Annotated in this window: 10 protein-coding genes and 1 pseudogene; 4 read left to right on the top strand and 7 right to left on the bottom strand. The window is 74.5% G+C overall.

What is annotated here, in order from left to right; translation table 11 throughout:
• Both E2C05_RS22535 and E2C05_RS22530 read right to left on the bottom strand, forming a co-directional pair.
• Window positions 1–216: pseudogene (locus E2C05_RS22535) on the bottom strand (hypothetical protein); the annotation flags it as partial.
• Window positions 213–1,346 (bottom strand): PepSY-associated TM helix domain-containing protein, encoded by a 1,134-nt coding sequence (locus E2C05_RS22530; protein WP_133221896.1) that lies wholly within the window; start codon window positions 1,344–1,346, stop codon window positions 213–215. The gene E2C05_RS22530 and the pseudogene E2C05_RS22535, both read right to left, overlap by 4 nt.
• Before the next feature lie 177 nt (window positions 1,347–1,523).
• On the opposite strand from E2C05_RS22530, the gene E2C05_RS22525 reads away from it, so the two are divergent.
• A complete protein-coding gene (locus E2C05_RS22525; RefSeq protein ID WP_133221895.1) occupies window positions 1,524–3,725 on the top strand; it encodes a TonB-dependent receptor in 2,202 nt (733 codons plus the stop codon).
• 176 nt (window positions 3,726–3,901) lie between these two features.
• On the opposite strand, the gene E2C05_RS22520 is transcribed toward E2C05_RS22525, so the two are convergent.
• From E2C05_RS22520 to E2C05_RS22510, 3 genes are all read right to left on the bottom strand, one after another.
• The gene (locus E2C05_RS22520) at window positions 3,902–5,563 is read right to left on the bottom strand and encodes a peptide ABC transporter substrate-binding protein (protein ID WP_133221894.1); all 1,662 of its coding nucleotides are present in this window, start codon (window positions 5,561–5,563) and stop codon (window positions 3,902–3,904) included.
• A gap of 230 nt (window positions 5,564–5,793) precedes the next feature.
• Window positions 5,794–6,069, bottom strand: a complete 276-nt coding sequence (locus tag E2C05_RS22515; protein ID WP_133221893.1) for a hypothetical protein — start codon at window positions 6,067–6,069, stop codon at window positions 5,794–5,796.
• Between the two features lie 22 nt (window positions 6,070–6,091).
• Entirely contained in the window at window positions 6,092–6,823 is a 732-nt protein-coding gene (locus tag E2C05_RS22510) for an orotate phosphoribosyltransferase (RefSeq protein ID WP_133221892.1), read from the bottom strand.
• Window positions 6,824–6,884: 61 nt separating this feature from the next.
• On the opposite strand from E2C05_RS22510, the gene E2C05_RS22505 reads away from it, so the two are divergent.
• Both E2C05_RS22505 and E2C05_RS22500 read left to right on the top strand, forming a co-directional pair.
• Window positions 6,885–7,832 carry a mitochondrial fission ELM1 family protein gene (locus E2C05_RS22505; protein ID WP_133221891.1) on the top strand — a complete coding sequence of 316 codons (948 nt, stop codon included), beginning with the start codon at window positions 6,885–6,887 and terminating at the stop codon, window positions 7,830–7,832.
• 91 nt (window positions 7,833–7,923) lie between these two features.
• Window positions 7,924–8,820: a protein-methionine-sulfoxide reductase heme-binding subunit MsrQ gene (locus tag E2C05_RS22500; RefSeq protein ID WP_240046833.1), complete on the top strand. Its 897-nt coding sequence runs from the start codon at window positions 7,924–7,926 to the stop codon at window positions 8,818–8,820.
• A 458-nt stretch (window positions 8,821–9,278) separates the two neighbouring features.
• Here E2C05_RS22500 and E2C05_RS22495 read toward each other — a convergent pair whose 3' ends face one another.
• Window positions 9,279–9,698, bottom strand: coding sequence for a rhodanese-like domain-containing protein (locus E2C05_RS22495; RefSeq protein ID WP_133221889.1), 420 nt, complete (start codon window positions 9,696–9,698; stop codon window positions 9,279–9,281).
• An 87-nt stretch (window positions 9,699–9,785) separates the two neighbouring features.
• On the opposite strand from E2C05_RS22495, the gene ftrA reads away from it, so the two are divergent.
• A complete protein-coding gene (ftrA, locus tag E2C05_RS22490) occupies window positions 9,786–10,751 on the top strand; it encodes a transcriptional regulator FtrA (protein WP_133221897.1) in 966 nt (321 codons plus the stop codon).
• 215 nt (window positions 10,752–10,966) lie between these two features.
• On the opposite strand, the gene E2C05_RS22485 is transcribed toward ftrA, so the two are convergent.
• Complete coding sequence (locus tag E2C05_RS22485; protein ID WP_133221888.1) at window positions 10,967–11,983, bottom strand: tripartite tricarboxylate transporter substrate binding protein; 1,017 nt, start codon at window positions 11,981–11,983, stop codon at window positions 10,967–10,969.
• Window positions 11,984–12,297 lie beyond the last annotated feature (314 nt).

The following is a 12,297-nucleotide window of genomic DNA, read 5'->3' as shown; positions in this document are numbered from 1 at the left end:
CAGCCCGGCGCCGGGCGGCGTGCCGTCCGGCCCGGCGGCCTGGGCGGCCAGCAGCCGCGCCTCCCGCCCCAGGCGGCGCAGCAGCACGGCCTTCTCCAGGATGATGGCCCAGCAGGCGAGGGAGGCGAGCAGCAGCAGCGCCATCACCCCCTGCACGACCGGATCGGCCTGCAGGACGAGGGCGAGGGGCGAGAGATCCGGGGCGGCCTGGGTCATGCGGGTTCTCCGGGCAGGGCGGCGAGACGGGTGCGCTGGCGGTTGCGGCGGCGGAGCAACCAGGCGGCGAGGCCGGTGGCGAAGAGCAGCGGCATGGCAAGGCCCGAGAGGAAGACCAGGATCCGCCCGGGCCAGCCGAGCAGGGCGCCGCCATGCAGCCAGCGCTGCAGCGCGAGCGCATCTTCCGCCAGGCTGCGGGTGGCGGGGCCGCGTTCGGCCAGCACGGCGCCGGATGCGGGGTCGAGGCTGAGGAAGGTCCGGCCCCGCACCTCCGGATCGCTGCCGGCGGGGCGCAGGGTGACGGTCCAGGCCGGGCCGACGCGGCCGGGCGGCGAGACGCCGGTCACCACCTGGCCCGGCCGGTGCGCCAGCGCCGCGGCGGCGATGGCATCGGCATCCGGGCCGCCGGCCGGGATGCCGCGGGCCGCGCCGGGCGCGGGGCGGGGCGGCGGCGCCGGCTCGGCGATCCCGAGCAGCGGGCGGAACCAGCCGGGAAACACGATCGCCACGCCGGAGAGGGCGACCACCGCCAGCACCACGGCCAGCCAGGCGCCGGCCAGGCGATGCAGGTCGAGGTTGAGCAGCAGCGCCGGCCGGCGCCGCAGCGTGACCAGGGCGCGGCCGAAGCCGCCGCGACGCGGCCACCACAGCCAGAGGCCGGTGCCGCAGAACAGGAGCGTCAGCACGCCGAGCCAGCCCACCGCCTGGCGCCCGCCCTGCTCCCGCAGCAGCAGGTTCTCGTGCAGGTCGCGGGCGAAGGCGACGGGACCGCTGCGGGCATCCCAGGTGCCGAGGACGGCGCCGCTGGCGGGGTCGAGGGTCACGCTTCGCGCGTCACGGGCGCCGCGCGGCGGCGAGACGACCCAGACCGGCCAGGCGGCATCCGGCGGGCGGATGGCGCCGGCCTGGTGGCCGGCGGCCTCGGCGGCGCGCTGCACGGCGGCGAAGCCGATGGCCGGGTCGGCGGGGCCGGAGGCGCGGAACAGGGCCGGGTGCCGCGCCGCCTCGATCTCCCGCTGGAAGGACAGGACGGCGCCGCTGGCGCCGAGCAGGGCGAGGACGAGGCCGAGGGCCAGCCCGAGCCAGCGATGGCCGAGGAGGAGGACGCGGCGGGCGGTGGCATGCGGCATGGATCCAGCCTATGCTGCAATTGCGAGTGACTCGCAATATCACGAGCGAGGGAAAAGCGCCGCCGCGGCGCCTGAAATGCCGATCCCGCCGCCGCAGCCCCTTGCCAGGGCGGACAGGTTGCCTCCTTCTTGCACGCAACTGCGAATCACTCGCACTTGCAGAAGGGGGTTGGGGCCATGGACCGGATGAACCGAAGGGCGCGGCGGCAGGGCAGGGCAAGGCCGGGCCGGGCGCTGCTGCTGGCCCTGGCGCTGCCGGCCGGCACCCTGGCCGCGGGGACCGCCCAGGCCCAGGCCCCGGTCCAGACCCCGGCGCCATCATCCGCGCCGGCCCCGGCGCCGGCCGGCGGCGCCATCGCCCTGCCGGAGATCGACGTGAACGCCGCGCCGGCCGCGGCCACCGGCTATGCCGCGCAGCGCAGCACCACCGCCACCAAGACCGACACGCCGCTGCGCGACGTGCCGCAGAGCGTCACCGTCATCACCCAGGAAGCGATCCGCGACCTGTCGGCGCAGAACCTCGGCGACATCCTGCGCTACGTGCCCGGCGCCGGCTACGCCCAGGGGGAGGGCAACCGCGACACGCCGGTGCTGCGCGGCCAGTCCACCACGTCCGACCTGTTCGTCGACGGCCTGCGCGACGACGTGCAGTACTACCGCGACCTCTACAACATCGACCGGGTGGAGGTGCTGCTCGGCCCCAATGCCATGATCTTCGGCCGCGGCGGCACCGGCGGCGTCATCAACCGCGTCACCAAGCAGGCGGACTGGGAGCAGCGGCGGGAGGTGCGGCTGCAGGCCGGGTCCTACGGGCTGTGGCGCGGCAGCCTCGATGTCGGGCAGGCGATCAACGAGAACGCCGCCTTCCGCCTGCTGGGCATGTACGAGGAGAGCGACAGCTACCGCGACGGCGTCAACATCAAGCGCTACGGCATCAACCCGACCTTCGCCTTCCGGATCGGCAACAACACCACCATCCGCGCCAGCTACGAGTATTTCCGCGACGAGCGGACGGCCGACCGCGGCATCCCGTCCTTCGGCGGCCGGCCGCTGGTGACCGGGCGCGGCACCTTCTTCGGCGATCCCGGCCGCAGCCCGGTGCAGGCGCAGGTGAATGCGCTGAACCTCGGCGTCGAGCACCGCTTCGACAACGGCGTGCTGCTGCGGAACAATTTCCGCTTCGCCGACTACGACAAATTCTACCAGAACGTCTTCTCCGGCGCGGTCGCCGCCAATGGCCGGACGGTGGGCATCAGCGCCTACAACAACGCGACGCACCGGACGAACCTGATCAACCAGACCGACCTGGTCTTCGACCTGACCACCGGGCCCTTCACCCACAAGGTGCTGGCCGGGATGGAGCTGGGACGGCAGGAGACCGACAATTTCCGCAACACCGGCTATTTCCCGACCGTCGGCGCCAATGCGACCAGCTTCACCACCTCGCTCGGCGCCACCCGCATCAACGTCCCCATCGCCTTCCGCCAGAGCGCGACGGATGCCAACAACAGCGGCGTCTCCACCACCGCCGCCTTCTACCTGCAGGACCAGATGCAGCTCCTGCCCGGGCTGCAGCTGATCGCCGGCCTGCGCTTCGACCACTTCAACACGGACTTCACCAACAACCGCAACGGCCAGCGCTTCGACGTGACGGACAACACCGTCTCCCCGCGCGTCGGGCTGGTATGGTCGCCGGTCGCGCCGCTTTCGCTCTATGCCAGCTTCAGCAACACCTTCCTGCCGCGGGCGGGGGAACAGCTGGCCTCGCTCACCCTGGCCAACCAGGCGCTGAAGCCGGAGCGCTTCACCAATTACGAGGTGGGCGCGAAATGGGACATCCGGCCGGAATTCGCCCTGACCGCGGCGCTGTATGAGCTGGACCGGACCAATGTGGCGGTGACGGACCCGAACGACATCACCCGCCTGGTGCTGGTGGACGGCACGCGGACCCGCGGCTTCGAACTGGGGGCGCGCGGCCGGGTGACGGACAAGTGGAGCCTGCTGGGCGGCTGGGCGGTGCAGAATTCCGAGATCACCAGCAACCAGTCGGCGACCATCCGCAAGGGCAACAACGTGCCCTTCGTCCCGGGCACGACCCTCTCGCTCTGGAACCGCTACAACTTCACCGAACAGTATGGCGCCGCGCTCGGCGTCATCCACCAGTCCGGCTACTATGCCGCCACCGACAATGCGGTGCGCATCCCGGCCTTCACCCGCTTCGACGCGGCGCTGTTCTGGAACCTGTCGGAGCGCGTGGCGCTGCAGGCGAATTTCGAGAACCTGTTCGGCGTGAAGTACTACCCGGTGGCGAACAGCAACAACAACATCACGCCGGGCGCCCCCTTCCTGGCCCGGGTGGCGCTGACGACGCGGTTCTGACCCGGCGCGATGCCCGGCGCGCCTTCCAACCCCGCGATGCGGCGCATCGCGGGACACCGGAGGGTCAGGGCGACCCGCCGGCCCGCGGCGCCTTCAGTCCCCGCGAAGGGGCGCATCCCAGGGGCGGCGCCGGAAGCGCGCGACGGATGGGGCCGGACCGGTCGGAGCCGGCCCCGTCACCGGACCCGCCACCCCTCCACCCAGAGCGAGGTCGGGTTGAGGTGGCCGGTCGGGCGGACATTCTCCAGCCATTGCGGCCAGACATGCGCATCCGCGCGGAACCACAGCGGCAGGGCCGGCAGCTCCGCCGCATAGATCGCCTGCAGCCGCGCCCACAAGGCGCGCCGCTTCTCGCGGTCCAGCTCCACCGGGATGGCCTCGATCAGGGCGTCCATCTCCGGGTTTCGGTAGCCGGTGTAGTTCTGGCCGGACCAGTTGCGCGCCTCGGTCGGGATCTCGTCCGAATGCAGCACGCTGCGCGGCACGCTCTCCGGCGCGCTGATCCAGGCGAACAGCGCCGCGCCCTGGAAGCGGCGCTTCGACAGCGTCTCGCCGAACAGCACGCGCGGCGGCTCGTTCCTGATGCGCGCCTCGACGCCCGCCTGGCGCCACATGCCCTGGATCACCTGCTGCACCGCTTCCCGCGCGCGGTTGCCGGCGGTGGTCATCAGCTCGAAGGACAACCGCTCCCCGGCGGCGTTGCGGCGGATGCCGTCGGGTCCGCGGGTCCAGCCGGCCTCCTCCAGCAGGGCGGCGGCGCGGGCCGGGTCGAAGGGCCAGGAAGGCGCCTCCGGGTCGTGCATCCGGTCCAGCGGGTTGACGCTGGTCCGCGCCACGGTCTGCCGCCCTTCGAACAGCCGGGCGACGATCTGCGCCCGGTCGATGGCCAGCAGCAGCGCCTGCCGCACCCGCACATCGGCCAGCATCGGCGTGTCGAGGCGCAGCGCCAGGTGTTCGTAGACCAGGCCGGGCTTGTAGGACACGCGGAAGCGGTTGCCGGTGCGGCGCTCCAGCGCCGCCGCCTGCTCCACCGGCAGGCCGAGTTCCCCGGCGACCATGTCGAGCTGCCCGGCCAGCAATTGCGCCTCCAGCGCCGCGGTGTTCTCCACCGTGCGCACCTGGATGCGGCGGAAGGCCGGCGCGGTGCCCTGCCAGGCCGGGTTTCGCTCCAGCGTCACGCCGGCGCCGGGCTGCACCGCGGTGATGCGGTAGGGGCCGGACCAGAGGGCGGGGTTCGCCGTCTCGGTGTCATAGGCGGTGCGGCTGCGATAGGTCTTCGGGTCCTGCGCCCAGCGCGCCCGCTCGACATGCGCCGGCAGCGGCTGGAAGTCGCCGAGCGAGGCGAATTCGAAGGTCACCTTGTCGAAGCGCAAGGTGACGGTGCGCGCATCCTCGACGATGAGTTCATAGGCCGAGCGGTAGAACTCCGCCCCGCCGAAGCCGGTCGAGGGGTCCCGCCCCGCCTCCCAGGCGAAGCGGAGATCCTCGGCCGAGACCGGCGTGCCGTCGCCCCAGCGGGCATCGGAGCGGAGGCGGTAGGTGACGCGGATGCCCGCCTTGCCGTCGGCGGTGGTCTCCCGCTGGGCCAGGCCGTTCTCCAGCGTCGGCAGCGTCTCGCAGAGCAGGCAGGTCAGCGCCCAGTCGGCGTCATAGGCGGTGACGGGGCGGCGGGCGAAGCCGAGGACGTAGGACTTCGCCGCCATGTTCTCGATATTCGGGTGGAAGGTACTGGGGAACTGGGTGATGCCGATGCTCAGCGACTCGCGCTGCGCCTGGGCGGCGGCGGGCAGGGCAAGGGCAAGCGAGGCGGCGAGGGTCAGGAGGAAGCGGGCGGCCATCCACGGGCTCCGTGCCAGATGCGGAGGATGGTGATCCCCAGCCGGGTCGGGCGGTAGATCACGCGGAAGGGCGTCCCGGGGACGCTGAAGATGCGGGCACTCCAGCAGCGCTGCCGCCACCTCGTCGATCCGCCCCGCCAGCCGGTCCGCGGCTGCCGGATTGTCGAGGGCGATGAACCCGACCGCCTCGGCCAGATCGTGCCGGGCCGCCGTCGCGGAGCGGACCGCCCTCACTCGCCGCGGCGGGCGCCCGCGTCGGCGATGACCTGCCGGGGGTCGGCCATCGCCTCCGCATGCGACACCACCTGCCCCGCGGCGACATCGGCCTCGCCTTCGGCAATGAAGGCCTCGAAAGCCGCCATCGTCATGCCGGGCAGGGGGGATGCGGCGCCGAGCGCGTCGTGCAGCGTACCCGCGAGCCTGGCTTCCGGCGTCAGGTCGCGCGCGGCGGCGCGGGCCGCGATCTCGGGCCCCACTCCGTCCGGCAGGGTGATCCGCAATGCCATCCCGCTCTCCGCCCTGCTCGCCTCACCCGGCGTCCTTGCCGTCCCGCACCGCCCGCGCTTCCTCGACCGACCCGATGCCGCCATGGGATTTCGACCAGGCCACCGGGTCCTCCAGGAATTTCCGCACTTCCTTCAGCGCGCCCTCGGCGAAATAGGGACGCTCGCGGCAGACCTCCAGCACGTCCCACCAGGTGCAGAGATGGTGCAGGTTCAGCCCCATGGACTTCATGGTCTCGAAGCTGCCGGGGAAGACGCCGTAGTAGAACACCACGAAGGTATGGTCGCAGGTGGCGCCGGCATCGCGCAGCGCCTGGGCGAAGCGGATCTTGGACCCGCCATCGGTGGTCAGGTCCTCGACCAGCAGGGTGTTCTTGCCCTCCGGCACGTCGCCCTCGATCTGGGCGCCGCGGCCGAAGCCCTTGGGCTTCTTTCGGACATAGGCCATGGGGGTGGCCATCCGCTCGGCGATCCAGGCGGCGAAGGGGATGCCGGCGGTCTCGCCGCCCGCCACCACCTCGATCGTCTCGTAGCCGACATGCCGGCCGATCTTCTCCACCGCCATGTCGCAGATGCGGGTGCGGGCGCGCGGGAAGTAGATGATCTTGCGGCAGTCGATATAGACCGGGCTCTTCCAGCCGGAGGTGAAGGTGTAGGGCTCCTCCGGGCGGAAATTCACCGCCTTGATCTCCAGCAGGATGCGCGCGGTCGTCAGCGCGGCGTCCCGGTCCCAGTCGGAAGCGTGTTGCATGGCCATGGCGCCCATCCCGGAGCATCGACGTGTCGGCGTCTCGTAACCCCCGCGCGGTGGGGCGTCCATGACGGAAGGCGCGGGCATCTGGGTCCTGGCCGACCCGCGGGCCGGGACCGCCGCGCAGCCGCTGGGCATCGCCGAACGGCTGGGCGTGCCGTTCCGGACCCTTCCGCTGGCCTGGGGCCCGCTGGCGCGGCTGCCCTGGCCCTGGCCGACGCTGGCGGGGCTGACCGCGGACACGCGCGCGGGCCTCGCGCCGCCGCCCGGCTCCCCCTGGCCGCGCCTCGTGCTCTCGGCCGGGCGCCGCTCCGTGCCCGTCGCGCGCTGGCTGGGGCGGCGCGGCGCCTGCCTCGTCCATTGCATGCGCCCGGGCGCCGGCGCCGCGGAATTCGGCCTGCTGGTGGTCGGGCGGCATGACGACCCGGCGCCGGCCGCCAACCTGATGCCGATCCTCGGCGCCTGTCACCGCATGACCCCGGCGCGGCTGGCCGAGGCGCGCGCCGCATGGTCGGCCCTTGCCGACCTGCCCGCGCCGCGGGTCGCGCTGCTGGTCGGCGGGCCGGTCCGGGCGGAGGGGATGGACCCCGCCCTCGCCGCCGCCCTCGGCGCCCGGGTGGCGGGCTTCGCCGGCAGCGTCATCGCCACCGCCAGCCGCCGCACCGGCGCGCCGGCGACCGCGTCCCTCTCCGCGTCCCTGGCCGGCATTCCGCACCGGCTGCACCGCTGGGGCGATCCCGGCCCCAACCCCTATGCCGGGCTGCTCGCCTGGGCGGATGCCATCGTCGTCACCGGCGACAGCGTCTCCATGCTGTCCGAGGCGCTGGCGACCACGGCGCCGGTCTTCATCGCCGATCCCGGCGGCCTCGGCCCCCGCCATCGCCGGCTGCATGCGAGCCTGGTCGCCGCCGGCCAGGCCCGGATGCTGGACGCCGCGCCGGCGCCCTTCCCGCGGGCGCCGCTGGACGAGGCGGCGCGGGTCGCCGCCGCCATCCGGGAACGCGGCTGGGCCTGACCCTCTCCCCCGCGCCGGCGGCATGCCCCACATGCGCGCGAGCCGCCCCGTTCCGGGTTACCGCGGCGCGGAGGCCCACGAATTGACCGGCATGATGACCGCCGTGTTCCGCACCGCCTTTCCCCGGCCCGCCGGCCGGCCCCGGCCCTTCACCTGGCCCTGGGAGGACCGCGCCGGCCGCCTTTCCGTGCTGCGCGCCGCCGTCTTCGCCCTGCTGCTGGCGCCCGCCGCCTGGGTGGCGGCCGAGGCGGCGCTCGGCCTGCTCGGGCCGGAACCCTGGAAGGCGGCGCTGCGGGAGATCGGCCTCTGGTCCATCCGCATCCTGCTGCTGACCCTGGCGGTGACGCCCATCGGCCGCATCCTGGCGGAACCGCGCATCCTGGCCCTGCGCCGCCTCTTCGGCCTCACCGCGCTGGCCTATGCCGGGCTGCATCTCGCGCTCTATGCCGGGCACGAGAATTTCCGGCTTCTCGCCGTCGCCTCGGAGATCGTGCTGCGCTTCTACCTGGCGATCGGCTGCGTCGCGCTGCTGGGGCTGGTCGCGCTGGGCTGGACCTCGACCGATGGCTGGGTCCGCGCCCTTGGCCCGCGCTGGAAGCGGCTGCATGCGCTGGCCTTCCCCATCGCGGCGCTGGGCGTCTTCCACTTCTTCCTGCAATCCAAGTCGCAGTTGTGGGAAGCGGTTCTGGCCGCCGGCCTGCTGGCCTGGCTGCTGCTCTGGCGCGCCCTGCCGATGGACTGGCGGATGCGCTGGCCGGCGCTGCTGGCCCTGGCCCCCGCCACGGCGCTGGCCGCGGCCGGCATCGAATATGCCTGGTACGCCCTGGCGACCAACCTGCCGGCCGGGCGCATCCTGGCAGCGAACTTGGACATCGCCTTCGGCCTGCGCCCGGCGGTCTGGGCCGGGGTGGCGGCGCTGGGCGTGCCGGCGCTGGCGCTGCTGTGGCGGCTGCGGCCGCAGCGGCGGGCGGCGCCGGTCCGGGCCTGACCGGCCAGGGGACGCCCCGGCGGCGCTGGACGGCGGCAGGGCGGCCGGCGCCGCGCGGCCTCGGTCGCGGCCCGGTCCGGGGCAGGCCGGGGCAGCCGGCCGTCGCCGGTGCCCCTGGACCTGGGTGCTCGTCGCGGGTCGTGCCGAGGGCGTTAGAGCAGATTCCGATCAGGTGGACTCACCTGAGCGGGTGAAGAGGCTCGCAGATTCACATGACGAGAGCGGTTGCCGTGAGCCATGGCGAACGGCAACCGCGCCAGGGGACGATCTGCGGCCGGCGCGCCCGGCCGAGGCGCCGAACGGCGCCCGCCGCCACGGGACCCCATCGGCGTCGCGGCGCGATGCCGAGGGGCCCGTTCCGTGGCGAGCCAAGGCCCCGGATCCATGTCCCCGGATCCATGTCCCTTGGGGCCGCCCGGCACCTGACGGCGCCTGGATGATCTCCACGGGTCCTGGCATCAGGCGGCCGGGCGGCCCGGTTCCTCCCCCTCGGCCAGCGGATAGCCCTCGGCCAGCCAGCCTAGGATGCCGCCCGGCATCACCTTCACCCGCCGGCCCAGCCGCGCCAGCTTGAGCGCCGCCTGGTCCGCCGCATTGCAATGCGGCCCGGCGCAATAGGCGACGAACAGCGTCTCCGGTGGGAAGCCGGCCAGCCGCGCCTCGGTGATCTCGCGGTGCGGCAGGTTCAGCGCGCCCGGCACATGGCCGCGCGCATAGGCGGCGGGGCCGCGCGCCTCGACCAGCACGAAATCCGCCACGCCCTCCGCCAGCGCGGCATGGACATCGGCGCAGTCGGTCTCGAAGGCCAGCCGGGCGGCGAAATGCGCCGCCGCCTGGGCGGGCGGGGCGGGCGGCATCCGGGTGACGGGGCTCGGCATCATGCGCTCCTGCAGCGGGGATGGCGCGATCCTGCCGCCATCGCCGGCGCTTGACGCCTGGCAGGAATGCCGACAACCGTGCGGATCATGCCGAACCCGCCCGCCAACCGCCTGGTCGTCGCCCTGGCCTATGACGGGCTCTGCACCTTCGAATTCGGCGTGGCGGTGGAGGTCTTCGGGCTGGAGCGGCCGGAGATGGGACCCGGCTGGTACCGCTTCGCCGTCGCGGCGCTGGAGCCTTCGCCGCTGCGCGCCGCGGGCGGGGTCCGGGTCATGGCGGATGGCGGCGCCGCGCTGCTGGCCGCGGCGGGGACCATCCTCGTCCCCGGCTGGCGCGGCGCGGCCGAACCGGTGCCGCCCGCCATCGCCGCGGCGCTGCGGGCGGCGCATGACCGTGGCGCACGGGTGCTCTCGCTCTGCTCCGGCGTCTTCGTGCTGGCGGCCGCCGGGCTGCTGGAGGGGCGGCGGGCCACCACGCATTGGCGCTACCTGGATGCGCTGCGGGCGGCGCATCCCGGCATCACCCTGGTGCCGGACGTGCTCTACGTGGATGAGGGCAGCGTGCTGACCGCCGCCGGCAGCGCCGCCGGCATCGATCTCTGCCTGCATCTGGTGCGGCGCGACTTCGGGCCGGCGGCGGCGAACAGCGTCGCCCGCCGTCTGGTCGTGCCGCCGCACCGGGAAGGCGGGCAGGCGCAGTTCATCCCCCGCCCGGTGCCGGTGGAGCGGGAGGGCGTGCGCCTCGGCCCGCTGCTGGACCGGATGCGGGCGCGGCTGGACGCGCCGCAGCCGCTGGAGGCCCTGGCGCGGGAGGCGGGGATGAGCCTGCGCACCTTCATCCGCCGGTTCCGCGAGACCACCGGGATGCCGCCCGGCGAATGGCTGCTGCGGCAGCGGCTGGACCGGGCGCGGGAGCTGCTGGAACAGGGCCAGGGCGCGCTGGAGGATGTGGCGGCGTCCGTCGGCTTCGGCTCGGCCGCCGTGCTGCGGCTGCATTTCCGCCGGCGCTTCGGCACCAGCCCCGGTGCCTATCGGGCCCGCTTCGCCGGCTGAGGGCAGTGGCCCCGCCAAGGGGTGGCAGCCGCCCGCAGGGCGAACCCGCCGCGCGGCAGGATGCGCCCGGCGCGCGGCCGCCCGCCACGCGCCGGTCGGGCGGCGAGGCCAGCCCGAATGGATGCTGGCCCGGCCCATACCGGCCAGCATCCATGCTGACCGATATGATCATGGGGTCTGGCGCGCAGCCGCCACGCCAACCCTGCGCGCCGGCATCAGTCGGCGCGGATGCCGTTCTCCCGCACCACCCGGCCCCAGACGGCCACCTGCCGGTCGAGGAAGACCCGCAGCCCCTCGGGGTCGGAGAGGACGAGGCGGGCCTGCTGCGCCTCCTCCATCTGCTGCCGCAGCCGCGGCTCGCCCAGGGTCTCCCGCAGCGCCGCATTCATTCGGCCGATGATCGGCCCGGGCGTGCCGGCGGGCGCGAGGACGCCCCACCAGGCCTCGGCCAGCAGGCCGGGGAAGCCGGCGTCCTCGGCGGTCGGCACCGCGGCCAGGGCCGGCAGCCGGGCCGGGCCGAATTGCGCCAGCGCCCGCAGCGTGCCGCCGGCGATCTGCGGCGCCAGCAGCGCGGCGCTGCCGATCATCGCCTCCAGATGGCCGGCGACCGTGTCCGTCACCGCCGGGCCGCCGCCGCGATAGGCGACATGCGGCAGGCTGACCCCGGCGCGGGCCTGCAGCAGGATCATGGTCAGGTGGCCGATCGTGCCATTGCCGGTCGAGCCATAGGAGAGCGCATCCGGCCGCGCCCGGGCCGCCGCGACCAGGTCGCCGAGGCCGCGATAGGGCCGGTCCGGCCGGGTGGCGAGGACATAGGGCGCGCCGCCGATCAGCATCACCGGCGCCAGGTCGCGCTGCAGGTCGAAGGGCAGGGAGGGCAGCAGCGCCGGCAGGACCGCATGGCTGTCGAAGGTCAGCAGCCAGGTCAGCCCGTCCGGCCGCGCCTTCGCCACGGCATCGGTGCCGAGCGCGCCGGCGGCGCCGGAGCGGTTCTCCACCACCACCGGCTGGCCGAGGCGCTGGGCGAGGCCGGGCGCGACCAGCCGCGCGACGGCATCGGTGGACCCGCCGGGCGCGAAGGGGACGATGATGCGCAGGGGTGCCTCCGGCCAGGGGCCTGGCGAGGTGCCCGGCGAGGTTCCCGGCAAGGTTCCCTGGGCGTGCAGCGGCGGCGCGGCGAGCACGGCGCCGGCGAGGGCGAGCGCCGCGCGGCGGGTCGGGTGATGGCGCATGCTGCGGAGTGCTCCCTGGCGGCGGGTGCCCCGCCGCCTTTCGCGGCAGGATACCGGGGCGGCGCGGGGCGGGAAGCGTGCCGCCGGGCGGAGGCGAGGGCGACCGGGGCCGCGCCGGGGGCAAGCTCCCCCACCACCCGGCGGGGAGGCCGGCCTCCCCGCCCGGGGGGCGAGGGCGTCCGCGCCCGGGGGACGCTGCCCCACCGCCCGGCGCGACGGGTGCCGGCCTCCCTGACCTGGGGGGCGAGGGCGTCCGCGCCCGCGCCGGGGGACGCGCTCCCCCACCGGCCGGCGCGACGGAGGCCGGGCGTCCC

Source organism: Paracraurococcus ruber (assembly GCF_004353985.1).
Lineage (GTDB): Bacteria > Pseudomonadota > Alphaproteobacteria > Acetobacterales > Acetobacteraceae > Paracraurococcus > Paracraurococcus ruber.
This window is presented reverse-complemented; position numbering and strand designations above follow the sequence as displayed.